16 protein-coding genes and 1 pseudogene are annotated in these 21,506 nt (G+C 67.6%); 9 read left to right on the plus strand and 8 right to left on the minus strand.

The features are described from left to right. Positions 1-7: 7 nt before the first annotated feature. Positions 8-1,156, plus strand: coding sequence for a galactonate dehydratase (gene dgoD / locus ACS5NL_RS20015; protein ID WP_439355730.1), 1,149 nt, complete (start codon positions 8-10; stop codon positions 1,154-1,156). A 32-nt stretch (positions 1,157-1,188) separates the two neighbouring features. Here the strand turns inward: dgoD and ytfE are convergent, their stop codons facing one another. The 3 genes from ytfE to fdxA form a co-directional block, all read right to left on the minus strand. Then, on the minus strand, positions 1,189-1,857 hold the full coding sequence (ytfE, locus tag ACS5NL_RS20020; protein WP_439355731.1) for an iron-sulfur cluster repair protein YtfE: 669 nt from the start codon (positions 1,855-1,857) through the stop codon (positions 1,189-1,191). Positions 1,858-1,983: 126 nt separating this feature from the next. Further along, positions 1,984-3,408, minus strand: a complete 1,425-nt coding sequence (gene ccoG, locus ACS5NL_RS20025) for a cytochrome c oxidase accessory protein CcoG (protein WP_439355732.1) — start codon at positions 3,406-3,408, stop codon at positions 1,984-1,986. Beyond that, complete coding sequence (gene fdxA / locus ACS5NL_RS20030) at positions 3,405-3,755, minus strand: ferredoxin FdxA (RefSeq protein WP_439355733.1); 351 nt, start codon at positions 3,753-3,755, stop codon at positions 3,405-3,407. Before fdxA ends, ccoG begins: the two co-directional genes overlap by 4 nt. A gap of 125 nt (positions 3,756-3,880) precedes the next feature. On the opposite strand from fdxA, the gene ACS5NL_RS20035 reads away from it, so the two are divergent. Both ACS5NL_RS20035 and ACS5NL_RS20040 read left to right on the plus strand, forming a co-directional pair. Beyond that, positions 3,881-5,806, plus strand: a complete 1,926-nt coding sequence (locus ACS5NL_RS20035; RefSeq protein WP_439355734.1) for a type IV pili methyl-accepting chemotaxis transducer N-terminal domain-containing protein — start codon at positions 3,881-3,883, stop codon at positions 5,804-5,806. Next, positions 5,803-6,513 carry a response regulator gene (locus ACS5NL_RS20040; protein WP_439355735.1) on the plus strand — a complete coding sequence of 237 codons (711 nt, stop codon included), beginning with the start codon at positions 5,803-5,805 and terminating at the stop codon, positions 6,511-6,513. Before ACS5NL_RS20035 ends, ACS5NL_RS20040 begins: the two co-directional genes overlap by 4 nt. A gap of 9 nt (positions 6,514-6,522) precedes the next feature. Here the strand turns inward: ACS5NL_RS20040 and ACS5NL_RS20045 are convergent, their stop codons facing one another. The 5 genes from ACS5NL_RS20045 to ACS5NL_RS20065 are packed head-to-tail and all read right to left on the minus strand — an operon-like array spanning position 6,523 to position 10,691. Then, positions 6,523-6,903, minus strand: coding sequence for a hypothetical protein (locus ACS5NL_RS20045; protein WP_439355736.1), 381 nt, complete (start codon positions 6,901-6,903; stop codon positions 6,523-6,525). Positions 6,904-6,917: 14 nt separating this feature from the next. After that, the gene (locus ACS5NL_RS20050) at positions 6,918-7,670 is read right to left on the minus strand and encodes an ABC transporter ATP-binding protein (protein ID WP_439355737.1); all 753 of its coding nucleotides are present in this window, start codon (positions 7,668-7,670) and stop codon (positions 6,918-6,920) included. After that, on the minus strand, positions 7,667-8,857 hold the full coding sequence (locus ACS5NL_RS20055) for an ABC transporter permease (protein ID WP_439355738.1): 1,191 nt from the start codon (positions 8,855-8,857) through the stop codon (positions 7,667-7,669). Before ACS5NL_RS20055 ends, ACS5NL_RS20050 begins: the two co-directional genes overlap by 4 nt. Further along, a complete protein-coding gene (locus ACS5NL_RS20060; RefSeq protein ID WP_439355739.1) occupies positions 8,854-10,050 on the minus strand; it encodes an efflux RND transporter periplasmic adaptor subunit in 1,197 nt (398 codons plus the stop codon). Before ACS5NL_RS20060 ends, ACS5NL_RS20055 begins: the two co-directional genes overlap by 4 nt. Then, on the minus strand, positions 10,047-10,691 hold the full coding sequence (locus ACS5NL_RS20065) for a TetR/AcrR family transcriptional regulator (RefSeq protein WP_439355740.1): 645 nt from the start codon (positions 10,689-10,691) through the stop codon (positions 10,047-10,049). Before ACS5NL_RS20065 ends, ACS5NL_RS20060 begins: the two co-directional genes overlap by 4 nt. A gap of 243 nt (positions 10,692-10,934) precedes the next feature. On the opposite strand from ACS5NL_RS20065, the pseudogene ACS5NL_RS20070 reads away from it, so the two are divergent. The 6 genes and pseudogenes from ACS5NL_RS20070 to ACS5NL_RS20095 all read left to right on the plus strand — a co-directional run bounded on the left by ACS5NL_RS20070 (position 10,935) and on the right by ACS5NL_RS20095 (position 21,501). Then, positions 10,935-13,853 (plus strand): annotated as a pseudogene (locus tag ACS5NL_RS20070) (nitrate/nitrite transporter). A gap of 21 nt (positions 13,854-13,874) precedes the next feature. Beyond that, positions 13,875-17,669 (plus strand): nitrate reductase subunit alpha, encoded by a 3,795-nt coding sequence (locus ACS5NL_RS20075; protein WP_439355741.1) that lies wholly within the window; start codon positions 13,875-13,877, stop codon positions 17,667-17,669. Positions 17,670-17,688: 19 nt separating this feature from the next. Next, on the plus strand, positions 17,689-19,221 hold the full coding sequence (gene narH, locus ACS5NL_RS20080; protein WP_439355742.1) for a nitrate reductase subunit beta: 1,533 nt from the start codon (positions 17,689-17,691) through the stop codon (positions 19,219-19,221). Positions 19,222-19,232: 11 nt separating this feature from the next. Beyond that, positions 19,233-19,925: a nitrate reductase molybdenum cofactor assembly chaperone gene (narJ, locus tag ACS5NL_RS20085; protein WP_439355743.1), complete on the plus strand. Its 693-nt coding sequence runs from the start codon at positions 19,233-19,235 to the stop codon at positions 19,923-19,925. Further along, positions 19,922-20,647: a respiratory nitrate reductase subunit gamma gene (gene narI, locus ACS5NL_RS20090; protein ID WP_439355744.1), complete on the plus strand. Its 726-nt coding sequence runs from the start codon at positions 19,922-19,924 to the stop codon at positions 20,645-20,647. Before narJ ends, narI begins: the two co-directional genes overlap by 4 nt. 20 nt (positions 20,648-20,667) lie before the next feature. Further along, positions 20,668-21,501, plus strand: coding sequence for a peptidylprolyl isomerase (locus ACS5NL_RS20095; protein ID WP_439355745.1), 834 nt, complete (start codon positions 20,668-20,670; stop codon positions 21,499-21,501). Positions 21,502-21,506 lie beyond the last annotated feature (5 nt).

A 21,506-nucleotide genomic window follows, 5' to 3' on the forward strand; every position in this document is an offset into this window, starting at 1 on the left:
CCCTCCCATGAAAATCACCCGCCTCACCACCTTCATCGTTCCGCCGCGCTGGTGTTTCCTCAAGATCGAGACCGACGAAGGCATCAGCGGCTGGGGCGAACCGGTGCTCGAAGGCCGCGCCCACACGGTGGCCGCCATGGTCGATGAACTGGCCGACTACCTCATCGGCAAGGACCCGCGCCACATCGAGGACCACTGGACCGTGATGTACCGCGGCGGTTTCTACCGCGGCGGCGGCATCCACATGAGCGCACTCGCCGGCATCGACCAGGCGCTGTGGGACATCAAGGGCAAGGCCCTGGGCGTGCCGGTGTCCGAGCTGCTGGGCGGCAGCGTGCGCGAGCGCATCCGCGTCTACAGCTGGATCGGCGGCGACCGCCCCAGCGCCACCGCCGCCGCCGCGACGGCCGCGGTGGCGCGCGGCTTCACCGCCGTCAAGATGAACGGCACCGAAGAGCTGCAGTTCATCGACAGCCACGACAAGGTGGAGCGCTGCCTGGCCAACGTGGCCGCGGTGCGCGAGGCGGTCGGGCCGAACGTGGGCATCGGGGTCGACTTCCACGGCCGCGTGCACAAGCCCATGGCCAAGGTGTTGCTGCGTGAACTGGCGCCCTACAACCTGATGTTCGTCGAGGAGCCGGTGCTCAGCGAGCACCACGAGGCGCTCAAGGAACTGGCCCACGTGGCGACCATGCCGATTGCGCTGGGTGAGCGCCTGTACTCGCGCTGGGACTTCAAGCGCATCCTGTCCGAGGGCTATGTGGACATCGTCCAGCCCGACCCCTCGCACGCCGGTGGCATCACCGAGACGCGCAAGATCGCGGCCATGGCCGAGGCGCACGACGTGGCGCTGGCGCTGCACTGCCCGCTGGGCCCGATCGCGCTGGCGGCCAACCTGCAGATCGACGCCGGCTGCTACAACGCCTTCATCCAGGAGCAGAGCCTGGGCATCCACTACAACGCGGCCAACGACCTGCTGGACTACGTGAGCAACCCCGGGGTGTTCGCCTACGAGGACGGCATGGTGGCGATCCCGACCGGGCCGGGGCTGGGCATCGAGGTCAACGAGGCCTATGTGCGCGAGCGCGCGGCCGAGGGCCACCGCTGGCGCAACCCGGTCTGGCGCCACGCCGACGGCAGCTTCGCCGAGTGGTGACGCCGCCGTGAGGCACGCGTGAGGGACGGCGCTCAGGCGCCGTAGCGCGGGAACAGCACGTTGTTTTCCAGGTGGATGTGGCTGATCAGGTCGTTGGTCAGCTGTGCCGTGCCGGCGAACAGCGCGCGCCAGGTGTTGCAGGCGCCCTGGGGTGGCGTGTGGTCGTGGGTCAGGGCGGTCAGCCGTTCGAGGTGTTCACCGTGGCCGATGTGCTCCGCGCGCATCGCGACGATGGGTTCCTGCACGCCAGCGGTGCCGGCCTCGATGGCGGGGAAGAGGATCTGCTCCTCCTTCTCCATGTGCTCCAGCAGTTCGGCTTCCATGATTTCCAGGTGCTCGGCCAGGCCGTGCGGCACGTCCGGGTGGTCGCGGTGCACGGCTTCGACGCGGCGCGCCATGCGGATGAGTTCGGGCAGCTGTTCGCGGTGCACCGCGTGGTAGCGGGTCAGGATGTGGTCGATCAGGACATTCGCGTCCGGGGTCTCCGGGGCGGTGTCGTCGCGCCGCAGGCCGGCCAGCTCGGCGACCACGCGGGCCGTCTCCAGTCCCTTGTGTTCGCAGGCTTCCTGCAGGCTGACCTGGCCGCCGCAGCAGAAGTCGAGTTTGAGGCGGCGGAAGATGGCGGTGGCACCCGGCAGATCGACGGCGATCTGGCCGATGGCGAGCTGCTCGATGGGGCGTTCGGCGGTGGCGGTGTTCATGGTGGTGGCGGCAATGTGGAGGGAAGGTGCGGGTATTGAGCCACAAGATTCATTTGAAATGAATATTTCCTTCGGAGGAGTCCGGGTTTCCGGACGGACGACCCCTCACACCGCCGGCGCCCCGGATCAGCGCGGCACGATGAAGACGGCGCCGACCAGCAGCGCGGGGTCGTCGGCACGGGCTTCGTCGGGCACCACCCGCACCTGCACGTGCAGGGACTGCCCCGCGTGTTGCTGGGCGATCTCGCCGGGCAGCACCAGCCGCAGCGGCACCGACGCGCTGCCGGCGGCCTCGACCTGCAGCGTGGTGGCCGAGTCGATGCGCAGGCCGGGCAGGCCCTGCACCTCCAGCCGGAAGCGGCGCGCGGCCTCCCGGCTGTTCGTGACCTGCAGGCGGTAGGTGTTTTCGATCGCACCCCGATCGACCATGCGCGCCAGCGCGCCGCGGTCCTTGATCAGCATGGCGTCGACATCGGAGCGGTGACCCAGGCTCCAGAGCCAGGCCCCGCTCAGGACGGCGAGCAGGGCGCCGTAGATCAGCACGCGCGGGCGCCAGACCCGCCGCAGCATCTGGCGCACGCTCCAGCCCTGGGCCACCGCGTTGCCCGTGGTGTAGCGGATCAGCCCCTTGGGATAGCCCATCTTGTCCATGACGTCGTCGCAGACGTCGATGCAGGCTGCGCAGGCGATGCACTCGTTCTGCAGGCCGTGGCGGATGTCGATGCCGGTCGGGCAGACCTGCACGCACAGCGTGCAGTCGATGCAGTCGCCCAGGCCCGCGGGGCGCTCCTCGCTCTTGCGCGAGCGTGGGCCGCGCCGCTCGCCGCGCGCGCCGTCGTAGGCGATGACCAGCGAGTCCATGTCGATCAGCGCGCTCTGGAAGCGGGCGTAGGGGCACATGTACTTGCACATCTGCTCGCGCAGGTAGCCGGCGTTGCCGTAGGTCGCCAGCGCGTAGAACAGCACCCAGAACCACAGCCAGGGCGACTGCGCCGGACCGGTCAGCGCCGGCACCAGTTCGCGGATCGGGTGGAAGAAGCCGACGAAGGTGAAGCCGGTGAGCAGCGCCAGACCGATCCAGCCGGCCTGCTTGGCACCCTTGCGCGTGAGCTTGTGCAGCGACCAGGGCTGGGCGTCCAGGCGCATGCGGGCCGAGCGGTCGCCTTCGGTCTTGCGCTCGATCCAGAGGAACATCTCGGTGTAGACCGTCTGCGGGCAGGCGTAGCCGCACCACAGGCGCCCGGCGATGGCGGTGAAGAAGAACAGCGCCAGCGCGCTGATCACCAGCAGGGCCGCGAGGTAGATGAAGTCTTGCGGCTGCAGCACCAGGCCCAGCACGTAGAAGCGGCGCTGCTCCAGATCGAACAGCAGGGCCTGGCGTCCGTTCCATTGCAGCCACGGCATGCCATAAAAAAACAGCTGTGTGATCCACACCATGACCCAGCGCCAGCGGGCAAAGACGCCAGTGACCGAGCGCGGGTAGATCTTGATGCGGCTCTCGTACAGCGAGCCGCCGGGCTGTCCGTTCGCGGCGGGGGAGGGGATGCTCATGGGGTGTTCCTGGGGTCGGGTGCTCGCCGGTCCAGTTGGCTGTCTTTGTCGTCGACGGTGGCCCAGTGGTCAGCGTCGGGCAGGGCGCTCACGCTGCGGGTGATGACGGGCCAGTGCTCGCTCAGCTCGGCGTTGAGGGGGATGAACCGGCGCTGCGTTGACGGCACGTCGGCATCGAAGAAAATGGCGTCCACCGGGCATTCGGGCACGCAGACGGCGCAGTCGATGCAGTCGTCCGGGCGGATGACCAGCATGTTGCGGCCAGCACGGAACGCGTCGGTCGGGCAGACGTCGACGCAGTCCGTGTAACGGCACCGGATGCAGGCCTCGGTGACAACATGGGTCATGTCGGGTAGGGTTTAAAGACTCATGGTTTATGAATCTTACGCACCGGGCACCCCCATCGACCCGATGGCCCCGCGCTCCCAACGGGTACAGTGCCCAGGCCCCTCGCTCTTGATCCGCCGATCCCATGACCCACAACGCTTCCCTTTCCGTCAAGCTGGTCCGCATTGGCGCCGCCTTGCTGGTGCTGGCGCTGGCCTCGATCAGCCTGACGCTCTGGATCACCCGCCAGCTCGAAGGCGGGGCGGCGGCCGTCAACGAGGCCGGGCGCATGCGCATGCAGACCTGGCGGCTGGCCAGCGCGGTGCAGGCCGAGCGGCCGGCGCCCGAGGTGCAGGCGCTGGTGCAGCAGTTCGACGACAGCCTGGGCCTGCTGCGCGAAGGCGATGCCACGCGTCCGCTGTTTGTGCCCTCGGATGTGGACGTGCAGCGCGAACTCGCCGCCGTGGAGCGGCTCTGGCTCAGCCAGCGCGGGCTGTGGACCCTGGCCCTGCCGACCGACGACCAGGTGCTGCTGCGCTCGGCCGATGAATTCGTGCGCGCCATCGACCGGCTGGTGCTCGCCATCGAACACCAGCTGGCCGGCTACACCGCGCTGCTCAACCTGTTCCAGTTCGCCATGATGGCGCTGGCCATCGCGGCCGCGGTGGTCATGCTCTACACCGGTTACCAGTACGTGATCAACCCGCTGGCGCACCTGCAGCGCGGGCTGGCGCAGGTCGAGGGGGGGCAGTTCGGCGCCCGCATCGACGTGGACACGCAGGACGAATTCGGCCAGGTGGCCGCCGGCTTCAACCGCATGGCCGCCAAGCTGCAGTCGCTCTACGAAGGCCTGGAAGCCAAGGTGGCGGCCAAGACCGAGCGCATCGAAGCGCAGCACGCGCGGCTGGAGGCGCTGTACGAGGTCAGCGCCTTCCTGGCCAAGGCCAACACCATCGAAGAACTGTCCAAGGGCTTCTCGCAGCGGGTGCGGTCGGTCATGAAGGCCGACGCGGTGGCGGTGCGCTGGTCCGACGAAGCCAACCAGCGCTACCTCATGCTGGCTTCCGACTGCTTCCCGCAGGACATGCAGGCCGAAGAGCGCAGCCTGATCGCCGGGGCCTGCGCCTGCGGCAGCCTGCAGCCCGATGCGCGCACCCGCGTCATCCCCATCCACAACCACGACGCGGCGCCCATGCGCCACTGCGCGCGCGCGGGCTACCAGAACCTGGTGAGCGTGCCGGTGCGGCTGCAGCAGCGGCTGATCGGCGAGATCGACCTGTTCTTCCGCAGCGACATCCACCTCAACGCGGACGAGACCGAACTGCTCGACGCGCTGGCGAGCCACCTGGCCAGCGCCCTCGAAGGTCTGCGCGCGGCGGCGCTCGAACGCGAGGCCGCGGTCGGCGAGGAGCGGGCCCTGCTGGCGCGCGAGCTGCACGACTCGATCGCCCAGTCGCTGGCTTTTCTGAAAATCCAGGCCCAGTTGCTGCGCGGCGCGGTGCAGAAACAGCAGCCCGAGCAGGTGCAGTCCACACTGGACGAGCTGGACGCGGGGCTGAAAGAAAGCATCAACGACGTGCGCGAGCTGCTGGTGCACTTTCGCACCCGCACCAACACCGACGACATCGAAGCCGCGCTGCAGGAGACGCTGCAGAAGTTCCAGCACCAGACCGGCATGCCGACCCGGCTGCAGGTCGACGGCGAAGGCCTGCCGCTGCCGGCCGACGTGCAGGTGCAGGTGCTGCACGTGGTGCAGGAAGCGCTGTCCAATGTGCGCAAGCACGCCGGGGCCAGCCACGTCAGCCTGGACGTGCACAAGGGCTCGCAATGGCGCTTCGTGGTGCGCGACAACGGCAGCGGCTTCGACACCGCGCAGCGCCACGGGGAAACGCATGTGGGCACCAAGATCATGCGCGAGCGCGCCGAACGCATCGGCGCCACGGTGCTGATCGAATCCCTGCCTGGCCAGGGCACCACCGTCACGCTCACGCTGCCCACCAACCCGGTGACCACGGTGGGCGTGGGCACGGCGGGCCTGAACTTCACCGAATCCGTTTTGAACACCCCATGACCCGTTCCATCCAACTGCTGCTGGTCGACGACCACACCCTGTTCCGCCGCGGCCTGAAGGCCCTGTTGTCACAGGACGAGCGCTTCCTGGTGGCCGGCGAGGCCGGCGACGTGGGCGAGGCCCTGCGCTGCCTGGCGCAGCAGCGGCCCGACGTGATCCTGCTGGACAACCACCTGCCGGGCGTGCGCGGGGTGGACGCGATCCCCGCACTCAAGGAGGCCGCGCCCGCCGCGCGTGTGCTGATGCTGACCGTGAGCGAGAACGAAAACGACCTGGCCGCCGCGCTGCAGGCCGGGGCCGACGGCTACCTGCTCAAGACGGTGGAGTCCGACCAGCTGTGCGAGACCATCGTCAAGGTGGTGGACGGCGAGTCGGTCATCAGCCCGGAGATGATGACCAAGCTGGTGGCGGTGTTCCGTTCGCGTCCGTCCGCAGCGCCCACCGCCGTGCCGGCCGTGGCCCCTGTCAGCGCGCCGGTGACGCCGGCGGTGCCGCGCGAGGCCGTGCCCAGCGCAGACCTGCTGTCGCCACGCGAGCGCGAGATCCTGCTGCTGATCGCACGCGGCGACAGCAACAAGCTGATCGCGCGCGAACTGGACATCGCCGAGACCACGGTGAAGATCCACGTGCAGCACATCCTGCGCAAGCTGGGCCTGAGCTCCCGCGTACAGGCCGCCGTGTTCGCCACCAGCCAGGGCCTGGCCTGACGGGGGCGCCTACCGGGTGCTGCGCCAGCCGACGGCAGACACCACCGCCCAGAAGCCCAGGCGCAGTGCCAGCGCGCCCACGGTGCGCATTTCGTAGGCGCCGCCGTCCAGCACATGAAGACCGAAGGCCACCGCCACCAGCGCCGTGCCCAGCGCCAGCGCGGTGGCCAGCCAAAGGCCCCAGCGCCGGCCGAGCCACAGGCCCAGCCCGGCCACCACATAGACGAAGCCGGCCAGGAAGTTGAACCACAGCACGAAGCCCACCGTGTGGCCCAGGGCCGCGCGGGTGTCGGCCGGGCCGAACAGGCCCTGCCCGCCGCTGAACACCGTGAGCGCGCCGAACACCACGGCCACGGCGGCGAGAACTTTCAGGGGGCGGTGGGAAGTCATGGCGGTTCTCCCGTTCAAGAGGGGGTGTCGTTCCCGTGGTCATCCAGGGCGAGGCCTTCGCCGGCTTCTTCCACTGTCTGGCCGTCGCGGATGTGGTAGATCCGTTTGAAAGTCGGGATGATCTTTTCGTCGTGTGTGACGACGATGATCGCGGTGTGGGCCCGCCGCGCCATCTGGTTGAGGATGCGCATCACACCCAGCGCGCGCTCGCTGTCCAGGGGCGCGGTGGGTTCGTCGGCCAATATGACCGGAGGCTTGTTGGCGAGCGCGCGGGCGATGGACACGCGCTGCTGCTCACCACCGGAGAGCTGCGATGTCTCGGCGCTGGCGCGGTGCTGCACGTCCAGCGCAGTCAGCAGTTCCAGCGCGCGTTCGCGCGCATTCGCATTGGACAGGCCCGCCAGCATCGGCAGCAGCGCCACGTTGTCGGTCACGTCCAGGAACGGAATCAGATACGGCGCCTGGAACACGAAGCCGATGCGGTCGCGCCGCAGCGCGCGCAGGTCTTTGACTTTCCAGCCGTTGTCGTAGATGACTTCGTTGCCCAGCGTCATCCTGCCGCTGGTGGGTTCGATGATCGCGCCCAGGCATTTGAGCAGCGTGCTCTTGCCAGAGCCCGACGGCCCGACCAGGCCCACCACCTCGCCTGGGGCCACCTGCATGTTCACGTGTTTGAGGGCTTCCACGGCGGTGTCGCCGTGGCCATAGACCTTGCGTAGGCCTTCGATCAGGATGCCGCCTTGGGTGTGGGTGTTCATGGCGTTCATCCGATCGCTGCGCCCGGGTCGACCTTGAGCGCCACGCGGATCGCCAGCGTGCTGGCCAGCGCGCAGATCAGCAGTGTGACCACCAGACCGGTGACCGCGTCGCCCGGCAGCAGCAACACGAACTTGGGGAAAGCCGGTCCCCACACCGTGGCCGCCACCTTGCCCACCGCAAAGCCGATCAGCCCCAGGCCCAGCGCCTGCTGCAGGATCATGCCGGCGATGGTGCGGTCGCGCGTGCCGATCAGCTTGAGCACCGCGATCTCGCGCAGCTTGCCCATGGTCATGGTGTAGATGATGAAGGCGACGATGGCCGCGCTGACGATGGCCAGGATCACCAGGAACATGCCGATCTGCTTGGCCGAATTGGCGATCAGCTTGACGATCAGGATGTCTTCCATCTGGTCGCGGGTGTGCACGCTCAGGTGCTTCCAGCGACGGATCGGCCCGGCCACTTGCTCGGGTGTGAAGCCCGGTGCGATCTGCACGAGCACCGCGTTCACGCTGCGGCTGCTGGTCTGCAGGCTTTGCACCGCCTCCAGCAGGCCGGGGCTGCCCGGGCGGTTGAAGGCCGGATTGGCGGCGGTGCGCGCGCGGTCGTTGACGATGGCGTCGTTGTCTTTCAGGAACTGCGTTTCCTGCGCGTCCTTCATCGGCACGAACAGCATCGGGTCGCCGCCCGAGGACACCATGCGCCGCGTCAGTCCCACCACGGTGTAGTCGTGGCGGCGGATGCGCACCACATCGCCCAGCGCGAACCCTGTCTTCACATCGGCCACCGCCTCGTAGTGGTTGCGCGTGATGTGCCGTCCCGCCACCAGGTAGCCCGGCGCGCCGGGCATGCCCGGCTCCATGCCCACCACCATCACGCGCTGGTCCCGGCCATTCCTCTGCACCTGCATCGTCAGATAGGCCACATTGGCCGCCGCGGCCACCCCCGGCATGCCGCGCATGCTGCGCACCACGTCGTCCTTGATGCTCGACGATTCCGCGTACGGGCCCTGCGTGTCCTTCTGCACCACCCAGAGGTCGGCGCGGCTGTTGGCCAGCAGCGCGTGTGCGTCGTCCACCATGCCTCGGTAAACGCCCGCCATCGTCAGCGTCACGCCGATCAGCAGCCCCAGGCCCAGCCCGGTCAGCACGTACTTGCTCCAGCCGTGCAGGATGTCGCGGCCCGCCAGGCTGATCACCTTGCTGCTCCCGACGGAACCAGCCTGTCCACCACTGCGATGCGTGCCCCCGGCTTCAGGGCGCTCTGGCTGTACAGCACCACCGTGTCGCCTTCGTTCAGGCCTTCGAGCACCTGCACCTGGCCATCCAGACCCTGCGCCCCCAGCACCACCGGCGAGAAGGCGGGAACGCCATCCGTGAGCCGCCACACCCCGGTTTTTCCCTCGTGCTGCACCACGGCCGCATTGGGCAGCAGCAGGCGCTCGGGGGCAGCGGGCAACTGCACCGTCACTTCCGCCATCTCGCCCACCGACACGCCGGCGGGCAGGCTGTCAAATGCCACCATCGCCAGCCGTTCCTCCGTCACGGCATCGGCCAGCGACTCCACCCGGGCCACTTTGCCGATCAGCGTCTCGCCCGGGCGCGAGCGCAGGGCGATGCTCGCCACCAGTCCTGGCGCCAGTCCGGCGCTTCGGCCCTGATCCACCCGCAGCTTCACCCACAGGCTGGCCGGGTCCATCAGCCGCAGCACGGCCTGGCCCGCCACGACTGTGGTGCCGGCTTCGGCCTCGCGCGCCGTGACCACCGCCGCGCCGGGGGCCAGCAGCCTCAGGTTGCTGCGCTGCTGTGCCAGGGCTGCGCGCTCGGCGCGCAGCCGCGCGATGTCCTGTGTGCTGCCACCGAGGTTGGCTTGTGCGGCGGCCACGCCCGCATGGGCCGACGCCACCTCTTGTGTGCGTGCCTCCAGCGCCCCGGGGCTGATGAAGGCTTGCCGCGCCAGTTCCTCGTTGCGCTTCAGGTTCGCCATCGCCAGCGTGCGCCGCGCCTGCGCATCGCCAAGCTGCGCATCGGCGGCTCGCTGCACGCTCTGCGCACGGGCCAGCGAGGCGTCCAGTGCCGCCAGCCGCTGGTCCAGGTCCACCGGGTCCATTTCTGCCAGCACCTGACCCGGTTGCACCGTCTGACCCGCGTCCACCCGCACGCCGAGCACACGGCCGGCCGTGGTGGGCCCCACCATCCAGCTGCGCTGCGCCTCGACCAGGCCGATGCCAAAGATCTCGGGTGTCACGCGGCCCTTGGTCACTGGCGTCACCTGCACCTTCACCGGCGCCAGCGGCCCGGTGCGCAGCGCCACAAACGCCAGCGCACCCACCAGGGCCAGCGCCAGGCCGCCCAGCAGCAGCCGGCGCGAGGTTTGTGGATTTGTCTTCATTCGGTGGTCTCCGGGGGGCGCCGTGTGGGGTTGGTGGGTGCGGCAACAGCGTGCTGGAACAGGTCGAACACCGCGGGTGCCAGCGTGCGGATGGCCCCGACCTGTCCGCTCAGCAGCGACTGCATCACCAGCCCCTGCACCGAGCCGATGAACAGCACCGCACTGGCCTGAAGGTCGGTGCCTGGCGCCAGCTGCCCCGCCGCCTGCGCCTGCAGCAGCAGTCGGGTGACCAGCGAGCGGTAGTCCTGCATCAGCACGCGCACGCGCGCCTTCAGCGCTGTGTCCTCCGGGTGCTGCAGCTCCTGAAAGATCACCCGCGGCACACCCGGCTGTTCCACCACGAAGTCCACGTGCGCCATGAACACCGCACGCAGCGCGGTCAGCGGCTGCACATGCGACTGGGCCGCGGTCTGCAGCCGTGCCAGCAGGACCTGGTGCGCGAAGTCGATCACCGCCAGCCAGATCGCTTCCTTGCTCTCGAAGTGGCGGAACACCGCGCCCTGCGTGAGCCCCACCGCTCGGGCCAGGTCGGCGGTGGTCACTCTGGCCGGGCTGTGCTGTGCGGCCAACGCGAGCGCAGCCGACACCAGGCTGGCCTGGCGCTGTTCGGTGGCTTGTTTGGGGGTGTTCGGGAGCGGCATGGACACCAATGTAATTTATTAATTACTTATATTCAAGGTGATTCCTGCCTGGTTCCGGCAGGACGCTGTCCGACATCGACTTGATGTAAATCAAGTCACACCGCAAAACACGGAACATAGTTCTTTAGGACGATGCCGATGGGGTGACCCCTCGTCCTTCTGCCGCGGCCACGTGTGCCTCCGGCGGATGTTCAGCCCTCCCCTGAAAAGGGACATTCATGCCACGTCTTTCGGAGAGAAAACATGGCTTCAGAGCTGAGAAATGAAAGAAAGGCCTGGTCCGTCCTGATCGTCAGCACGCTGGCGTTCACGGTCTGCTTCATGGTCTGGATGATGTTCGGCGTGATCGGCATCCCGATCAAGAAGATGCTGAACCTGAACGCGACCGAGTTCGGTCTGCTGACCGCGATGCCGGTGCTCACCGGCTCGCTGATCCGGGTGCCCCTGGGCATCTGGACCGACCGATACGGCGGCCGCATCGTCATGGCCACCCTGATGGCGATCACCGTGCCGGCCATCTACCTGATGAGCTACGCCACCGAGTACTGGCACTTCCTGGTCATCGGCCTGTTCGTGGGTCTGGCCGGCGGCTCCTTCTCGGTCGGCACGCCCTACGTGGCGCGCTGGTTCCCCAAGAGCCGCCAGGGCATGGCCATGGGCGTGTACGGCGCCGGCAACTCGGGCTCGGCGGTCAACAAGTTCGTCGCGCCGGTGCTGCTGGTGGCCTTCGGCTGGACCATGGTGCCGCAGGTGTACGCGGCCATCATGCTTGGCACCCTGGTGCTGTTCTGGCTGTTCAGCCACAGCGACCCGGCCCACCTGGTGCCCAGCAACGTCAAGTTCAGCGACCAGCTCCAGGCGCTGAAGGACCCCAAGGTCATCAAGTACTGCCAGTACTACAGCATCGTGTTCGGCGGCTACGTGGCGCTGGCGCTGTGGATGGTGCAGTACTACGTGGGCGAGTTCGGCCTGGACATCCGCGTGGCGGCGCTGCTGGCGGCCTGCTTCTCGCTGCCCGGCGGCGTGCTGCGCGCCATCGGCGGCGTGCTCTCCGACAAGTACGGCGCGCACAAGGTCACCTGGTGGGTGATGTGGGTGAGCTGGATCTGCCTGTTCCTGCTGTCCTACCCGCAGACCGACTTCACCGTGCAGACGGTCAACGGACCCAGCACCTTCCACATCGGCCTGAACGTCTACCTCTTCACCACGCTGATGGCCGTGCTCGGCGTGGCCTTTGCCTTCGGCAAGGCCAGCGTCTTCAAGTACATCAGCGACGACTACCCCAAGAACATCGGCGCCATCAGCGGCATCGTCGGCCTGGCCGGCGGCATGGGCGGCTTCGTGCTGCCGATCCTGTTCGGCGTGCTGATGGACCTGACCGGCATCCGCTCCAGCGCCTTCATGCTGATGTACGGCGTGGTCTGGGTCTCGCTGATCTGGATGTACTGGACCGAGGTCCGCCAGACCCCCGTCATGGGCACCAGCGCCAAGTCTTTTTCCCTCCAGAACTGAGTCCTGCGGCCAGCACTTCCCATGAACAACCAATCAACCTCCGGCGCCGATGTCCAGGACTGGCGCCCCGAAGACGAGCGCTTCTGGAACAGCACCGGCAGCCGCATCGCCTACCGCAACCTCTGGATCTCGGTGCCCGCCCTGCTGTGCGGCTTCGCGGTCTGGGGCATGTGGGGGATCATCACCGTGCAGATGCTCAACCTGGGCTTCCCCTTCACCCAGGCCGAGCTGTTCACACTGACCGCGATCTCGGGCATCTCCGGCGCGACCATGCGCATCCCGGCCTCGTTCCTGATCCGCCTGGCCGGTGGCCGCAACACCATCTTCCTGACCACCGCCATGCTGCTGGCCCCGGCGATCGGCACCGGCATCGTGCTGCAGCACAAGGACTGGCCGCTCTGGGCCTTCCAGCTGATGGCGCTGTGGTCGGGCGTGGGCGGCGGCAACTTCGCCAGCTCGATGTCCAACATCAGCACCTTCTTTCCCAAGCGCCTGCAGGGCACGGCGCTGGGCCTGAACGCCGGCCTGGGCAACTTCGGCGTGACCACGATGCAGATCGTGATCCCGCTGGTGATGACCATGCCCCTGCTCGGCGCCTTCGGTGGTGAGTCGATGACCCTGGTGAAGGACAGCGGCTGGATCTTCGGCAAGATCGCCGCCGGCACGCCGACCTGGATCCAGAACGCCGGCTTCGCCTGGGTGTTCTCGCTGGTGCCGCTGGGGGCGCTGTGCTGGTTCGGCATGAACAACCTCAAGTCGGTGTCGCCAGGTACCGGCAGCCCGGTCACCGCGTTCGCCAAGATCACCTACCTCTACACCCTGGCCTTCGTGCCGACGGTGTTCATGCTCTGGCTCTATCTGCCCAAGCCCACCGGCCTGGGCCTGCTGAGCATGTGGGTCGCGATCCCGCTGGACATCCTGATGGCGCTGACCGTGATGCGGTTAGCGGCCTTCGGCGAGATGAAGGAGGGCGTGAAGAAGCAGTTCGCCATCTTCCGCAACCAGCACACCTGGTCGCTGACCGCGCTCTACATCGTCACCTTCGGCTCCTTCATCGGTTTCTCGATGGCGCTGCCGCTGGCCATCACGGTCATCTTCGGCTTCCAGCACGTGCCCGACGCGGCCGGCGTGCTGCAGCACACCCTGAAGAACCCCAACGCCCCCTCGGCCCTGACCTATGCCTGGATCGGCCCCTTCGTCGGCGCGGCCACGCGGCCCATCGGCGGCTGGATCTCCGACAAGGTCGGCGGCTCGATCGTGACGCAGGTGATCACCGCGGTGATGGCGGCGGCCGCCGTGGCGGTGGGCTACGTGATGATGCAGGCCTACGGTTCGGCCACGCCCGAGCAGTACTTCCCGATGTTCCTGGGCCTGTTCATGGTGCTGTTCTTCGCCAGCGGCATCGGCAACGGCTCGACCTTCCGCACCATCGGCGTGATCTTCGACCGCGCCCAGGCCGGCCCCGTGCTGGGCTGGACCTCGGCGGTGGCTGCCTACGGCGCCTTCATCGCGCCGGTGCTGATCGGCCAGTACATCAAGGCCGGCACCCCGCAGCTGGCCTTCTACGGCTTCGCCGTCTTCTACGCCCTGTGCCTGGTGCTGAACTGGTGGTTCTACCTGCGCGCCGGTGCCGAGATCAAGAACCCCTGAACGTTTCCCGGAGACCCCACGATGAGTCACTTCCTCGACCGCCTGAGCCATTTCTCGGCTCCCACAGAGAGCTTCTCCGGTTCACACGGTGTCACCACCGGTGAAGACCGCACCTGGGAAGACGCCTACCGCAACCGCTGGGCGCACGACAAGATCGTGCGCTCCACCCACGGCGTGAACTGCACCGGCAGCTGCTCGTGGAAGATCTATGTCAAGGGCGGCATCGTCACCTGGGAAACCCAGCAGACCGACTACCCACGCACCCGCGCCGACCTGCCCAACCACGAGCCGCGCGGCTGTGCCCGCGGCGCTTCCTACAGCTGGTACCTGTACAGCGCCAACCGGGTGAAGTACCCGATGATCCGCGCGCGCCTGCTCAAGCACTGGCGCGCCGCGCTGGCCGTGGCCAAGAGCCCGGTCGACGCCTGGGCGGCCATCGCCGAAAACGCCGAGGCCCGCCGCGAATGGCAGCAGCAGCGCGGCCTGGGCGGCTTCGTGCGCAGCAGCTGGGAAGAGGTCAACCAGATCATCGCCAGCGCCAACGTCTACACCGTCAAGACCTACGGCGCCGACCGCATCTTCGGCTTCTCGCCGATCCCGGCCATGTCCATGGTCAGCTACGCCGCCGGCTCGCGCTACCTCTCGCTGATCGGCGGCGTGTGCATGAGCTTCTACGACTGGTACTGCGACCTGCCGCCCTCCAGCCCGCAGGTCTGGGGCGAACAGACCGACGTGCCCGAATCGGCCGACTGGTACAACTCCACCTACATCATTGCCTGGGGCTCCAACGTGCCCCAGACCCGCACGCCCGACGCCCACTTCTTCACCGAGGTCCGCTACAAGGGCGCCAAGACGGTCGCGATCACGCCCGACTACGCCGAGATCAGCAAGCTCTGCGACCTGTGGATGCACCCCAAGCAGGGCACCGACGCGGCGATCGCCATGGCCATGGGCCACGTGATCCTCAAGGAGTTCTACTTCGACAAGCGGTCGGCGTACTTCGACGACTACGTGCGCCGCTACACCGACATGCCCAACCTGGTGCAGCTCGAAGAGCGCACCCTGCCCGATGGCCGCAAGGTCGTCGTGCCCGGCCGCTACCTGCGCGCCAGCGACTTCAACGGCAAGCTCGGCCAGGCCAACAACCCCGAGTGGAAGACCGTCGCGCTCGACCAGGACGACAAGGTCGTGCTGCCCAACGGTTCGATCGGTTTCCGCTGGGGCGCCGAGGGCCGCACCGATGCCGGCAAGTGGAACCTGGAGGACAAGGAAGCGCGCGGCGACGAGCAGGTGAAGCTCAAGCTCAGCCTGATGGAAGGCGAGGGCAGCGAATACGAGGTGGGCGACGTCGGCTTCCCGTACTTCGGTGGCATCGACACCCCCAACTTCAGCGCCAACAAGCAGGCCGGCGCGGTCGACGACGTGCTGGTGCGCAAGGTGCCGGTGCGCCGCGTCAAGCTGGGCAAGGCCGGCGAAGAGCGGTACGCGCTGGTGGCGACCGTGTTCGACCTGACCGTGGCCAACTACGGTGTCTCGCGCGGCCTGCCCGGTGAACAGGCGGCGATGAGCTACGACGACGATACCCCCTACACGCCCGCCTGGCAGGAGAAGATCACCGGCGTCAAGCGCGACCAGGTGATCGCCGTGGCGCGCCAGTTCGCCGACAACGCCGACAAGACCAAGGGCAAGTCCATGGTCATCATCGGCGCGGCGATGAACCACTGGTACCACAGCGACATGAACTACCGCGGCATCATCAACATGCTGATGATGTGCGGCTGCATCGGCCAGAGCGGTGGTGGCTGGGCGCACTACGTGGGCCAGGAAAAGCTGCGCCCGCAGACCGGCTGGACCGCGCTGGCCTTCGCGCTCGACTGGGTGCGCCCGCCGCGCCAGATGAACAGCACCAGCGCCTTCTACGCCCACACCGACCAGTGGCGCTACGAGAAGCTGGGCGTCGACGAAATCCTCTCGCCGCTGGCCGACAAGGCCAAGTTCGGTGGCAGCCTGATCGACTACAACGTGCGCGCCGAACGCATGGGCTGGCTGCCCAGCGCGCCGCAGCTGCAGACCAACCCGATGCAGGTGGTGAAGGACGCGACCGCCGCCGGCATGGACCCGAAGGACTACGCGGTCAAGGCGCTGAAGGACGGCTCGCTCAAGATGAGCTGCGAGGACCCGGACCACCCGGCCAACTGGCCGCGCAACATGTTCGTCTGGCGCTCCAACCTGCTGGGCTCCAGCGGCAAGGGCCACGAGTATTTCCTCAAGCACCTGCTGGGCACCACCCACGGCGTGCAGGGCAAGGACCTCGGCCCCAACGACGCCAAACCGACCGAGGTCGCGTGGCACACCAAGGCGCCCGAAGGCAAGCTGGACCTGCTGGTCACGCTGGACTTCCGCATGAGCACGACCTGCCTGTACTCCGACATCGTGCTGCCCACGGCCACCTGGTACGAGAAGAACGACCTCAACACCAGCGACATGCACCCCTTCATCCACCCGCTGTCCACCGCGGTGGACCCGGCCTGGCAGAGCAAGAGCGACTGGGAGATCTACAAGGGTTTCGCCAAGGCCTTCAGCGAGGTCTGCGTCGGCCACCTGGGCGTCGAGAAGGAACTGATGCTCACGCCGCTGATGCACGACTCGCCGGCCGAGCTGGCGCAGCCCTTCGACGTCAAGGAATGGAAGAAGGGTGAGTGCGACCTGATCCCCGGCAAGACCGCGCCGCAGATCAGCGTGGTCGAACGCGACTACCCCAACACCTACGCGCGCTTCACCGCACTGGGGCCGCTGATGGACAAGGCCGGCAACGGCGGCAAGGGCATCGGCTGGAACACGCAGACCGAAGTCGGTCAGCTCAAGGAGCTCAACGGCCAGGTGCACACCGAAGGCGTCACCAAGGGCATGGCGAGGATCGACAGCGACATCGACGCCTGCGAGGTGGTGCTGCAGCTGGCGCCCGAGACCAACGGCCACGTGGCCGTGAAGGCCTGGGAAGCACTGGGCAAGATCACCGGCCGCGACCACACCCATCTGGCCCTGCACCGCGAGGACGAGAAGATCCGCTTCCGCGACATCCAGGCCCAGCCGCGCAAGATCATCAGCTCGCCCACCTGGTCCGGGCTGGAGTCCGAGAAGGTCTCGTACAACGCCGGCTACACCAACGTGCACGAGCTGATCCCATGGCGCACCCTCACCGGCCGCCAGCAGTTCTACCTGGACCACCCCTGGATGCTGGCCTTCGGCGAAGGCATGACCAGCTACCGTCCGCCGGTCGACCTGAAGACCGTGGACGACATGATCGACCGCAAGCCCAACGGCAACAAGGAGATCAGCCTCAACTTCATCACGCCGCACCAGAAGTGGGGCATCCACAGCACGTACAGCGACAACCTGCACATGCTCACGCTCAACCGCGGCGGTCCGGTGATCTGGCTCAGCGAGGACGACGCCAAGGGCGCCGGCATCGTCGACAACGACTGGGTCGAGCTGTTCAACACCAACGGCGCCATCGCGGCGCGCGCGGTGGTCAGCCAGCGCGTGAACCCGGGCATGGTGCTCATGTACCACGCGCAGGAAAAGATCATCAACACCCCCGGCGCCGAGATCACCGGCACGCGCGGCGGCATCCACAACTCGGTCACCCGCATCGTGACCAAACCGACCCACATGATCGGCGGCTACGCACAGTTCAGCTACGGCTTCAACTACTACGGGACCATCGGCACCAACCGCGACGAGTTCGTCATCGTGCGCAAGATGCGCAAGATCGACTGGCTCGACGGCGAAGGCACCGACACGGTTCAGGCTTGAACGGCACAGGAGATAAGAAATGAAAGTACGCGCCCAAATCGCGATGGTGCTGAACCTGGACAAGTGCATCGGTTGCCACACCTGTTCGGTCACCTGCAAGAACGTCTGGACCAGCCGCCCCGGCGTCGAATACGCCTGGTTCAACAACGTCGAGACCAAGCCCGGCATCGGCTACCCCAAGGAATGGGAGAACCAGGACAAGTGGAACGGTGGCTGGGTCCGCAAGGCCGACGGTTCCATCGTCCCGAAGCAGGGCGGCAAGTGGTCGCTGCTGATGAAGATCTTCAGCAACCCCAACCTGCCGCAGATCGACGACTACTACGAGCCCTTCACCTTCGACTACGACCACCTGCAGTCGGCCAAGGAAACCAAGGCCGCGCCGACCGCCCGCCCGCGCAGCCTGATCACCGGCCAGCGCATGGAGAAGATCGAGTGGGGACCGAACTGGGAAGAAATCCTCGGCGGTGAGTTCAGCAAGCGCAGCGCGGACGCCAACCTCGCGAACTTCGACCAGGTCCAGAAGGACATGGTCGGCCAGTTCGAGAACACCTTCATGATGTACCTGCCGCGCCTGTGCGAGCACTGCCTGAACCCGGCGTGCGTGGCGTCCTGCCCCTCGGGCTCGATCTACAAGCGCGAGGACGACGGCATCGTGCTGATCGACCAGGACAAGTGCCGCGGCTGGCGCATGTGCGTCAGCGGCTGCCCCTACAAGAAGATCTACTACAACTGGCAGACCGGCAAGGCCGAGAAGTGCATCTTCTGCTACCCGCGCATCGAGGCCGGCCAGCCGACCGTGTGCAGTGAAACCTGCGTGGGCCGCATCCGGTATCTGGGCGTGGTGCTGTACGACGCCGACCGCATCGCCGAGGCCGCCAGCGTGCCCGACGAGAAGGACCTGTACCAGGCCCAGCTCGACATCTTCCTCAACCCGAACGACCCGGCCGTGATCGAGCAGGCGCGCAAGGACGGCATTCCCGAGAACTGGCTCGAAGGCGCGCGCAACAGCCCGGTCTACAAGATGGCGATCGACTGGAAGGTCGCGCTGCCGCTGCACCCCGAATACCGCACCCTGCCCATGGTCTGGTACGTGCCGCCGCTCTCGCCGATCAGCGCCGCCGCCAACGCCGGCCAGATCGGTGCCAACGGCGAGCTGCCCGACTTCAGCCAGATGCGCATCCCGCTGCAGTACCTGGCCAACCTGCTGACCGCGGGCGACACGGCACCGGTGGTGCGCGCGCTCGAACGCATGCTGGCCATGCGCGCCTACCAGCGCGGCAAGCACGTCGACGGCGTCGAGAACACCCGGGTGCTGGAGCAGACCGGCCTGACCCGCGCCGAGGTCGAAGAGATGTACCACGTGATGGCGATCGCCAACTACGAAGACCGCTTCGTCATCCCCAGCTCGCACCGCGAGTACGCCGAAAACGCCTTCGACCTGCGCGGCGGCTGCGGCTTCTCGTTCGGCAACGGTTGCTCGGACGGCGCGTCGGAGACGAGTCTGTTCGGTGGCAGCAAGCGCCGCACCATCCCGATCCAGTCGGTGGTCTGAAAGGAAACGCCATGAAGAACACCCGCTATTCCCTGCGCGCCCTGGCGCGTCTGATAGCCTACCCCGATGCGCAGCTGCGCAGCGAACTGGCGCCGCTGATCGCCGCCATCGACGAAGAGGCTTCGGTGCCGGCGCCGCGCCGCGCCGAGCTGCGCGCGCTGGCCGCCGAACTGGTGCGGCTGGACCCGCTGGAGGTCGAAGCCCGCTACGTCGAGACCTTCGACCGCGGCCGCGCCACCTCGCTGCACCTGTTCGAGCACGTGCACGGCGACTCGCGCGACCGTGGCCCGGCCATGATCGATCTGGTGCAGACCTACGAGAAGGCCGGCCTGTACCTCGGGCCCGACGAGCTGCCCGACCACCTGGGCGTGGTGCTGGAGTTCGCCTCCACCCAGCCGCCCGCGCTGGCCAAGGCCTTCCTCGGTGAAGTGGCCCACATCCTGAACGCCGTCTTCAGCGCCCTGCTCAAGCGCGAGAGCCCGTACGCGGCCGTCGTCGCTGCCGTGCTGGAGCTGGCCGGCCAGAAGGCCCAGGCCGTGCCCTTCACGGCCGACGAGGCGCTCGACGAAGCCTGGGCCGAACCCGAGGCCTTCGACGGTTGCAGCACCCGCGGCCAGAACCGGCCCGGCCAGGCGCAGCCGATCCACATCGTCCGCAAGAACACCCCTGCTTCCCCCAGTCCAACCCAAGGAGTCGCAGCATGAACGGCCTGCAGAACTTCATCTTCGGCATCTATCCCTACATCGCGCTCACGGTCTTCCTGCTGGGCAGCCTGATCCGTTTCGACCGCGACCAGTACAGCTGGAAGAGCGACTCCTCGCAGCTGCTGCGCAAAGGGCAGCTGCGCTGGGGCAGCAACCTGTTCCACGTCGGCATCCTGTTCCTGTTCTTCGGCCACAGTGTGGGCATGCTGACACCGCACTTCGTGTACGAGCCCTTCATCAGCGCCGGCAACAAGCAGCTCATGGCCATGGTCTCGGGCGGCCTGTTCGGCCTGTTCGGTTTCGTCGGTGTCAGCATCCTGCTGCACCGCCGCCTGTCGGACGCGCGCATCCGCGCCACCAGCAAGACCAGCGACATCGTGCTGCTGTGGCTGCTGTGGGCGCAGTTCGCGCTCGGTCTGGCGACCATCCCGCTGTCGGCCCAGCACCTGGACGGCGGCATGATGCTGCTGCTCGCCGAGTGGGCGCAGCGCATCGTCACCTTCCGCGCCGGCGCGCCCGAGCTGCTGGCCGAGGCCAGCTGGGTGTTCAAGGCCCACATGTTCCTGGGCATGAGCATCTTCCTGATCTTCCCGTTCACCCGCCTGGTGCACGTGTGGAGCGGCTTCGGCACCCTGGCCTACGTCGCGCGTCCCTACCAGGTGGTGCGCAGCCGCCGTGTCGGCATGACGCCGCAGGCTCCCCTGAGCCAGCGGGGTCGCTGAGCATGTGTGAAGGAATGACCATGACCGAACGCCAATCCCTGGGATGCGGCAGCGCGAACTGCGCCTGCTCGGGGCAGATGCAGATCGTGCCCGCCAGCATCAACGGCATTGCCCTGCACGAGCCGGGCGAAGCGCTGGACGCCGAAACCCTGCGCGAGCGCGCCTACAGCGAACTGCTGCGGCAGCACGCGGTGTTCCGCGGCCTGCTGCCCGTCACCCATGTGCTGGTGGCGCCCGAGCTCGACGCGGCCGAGCGCCACGTGATCGAAGCGATGACCGACGACGAGGTGCGTTCGCCCGAGCCGACCGACGAGGAGTGCCGCCGCTACTACGACACCCACAAGGCCCACTTCATCGCCGGACAGGCGCTGCACGTGCGGCACATCCTGTTCGCGGTGACGCCGGGCGTCAATGTGCACGCGCTGACCCAGCGCGCCGAGGCCGCGCTGCTGGAGCTGGCGCGCAAGGACGTGCCGCCCGGCCGCTTTGCGCAGCTGGCGGCCGAGCTGTCCAACTGCCCGTCCAGCGCCGAAGGGGGTGACCTGGGCTGGGTGTCGCCGGAGGACTGCGCGCCCGAACTCGCCAACGAGCTGTTCTTCCAGAGCGACTCGCGCTGGGGCATGGGGGTGCATCCGCGCCTGGTGCACACACGCTTCGGCCTGCACATCATCGAGGTGCTCAGCCGCAAGAAGGGCACGCTGCCGGCCTACGAAGAGGTCGCCGACGCGATCCGCCAGCGCCTGACGCACCAGTCGCGCGCCACCGCGCTGCGCCAGTACATGCGCCTGCTGGTCGGGCGGGCGAGGGTGGAGGGCATCGAGCTGGAAGGCGCCGACACGCCACTGGTGCAATAACCGGG

The organism is Hydrogenophaga sedimenti (assembly GCF_051857515.1).
In the GTDB taxonomy this organism is placed as follows: Bacteria; Pseudomonadota; Gammaproteobacteria; order Burkholderiales; family Burkholderiaceae_C; genus Hydrogenophaga.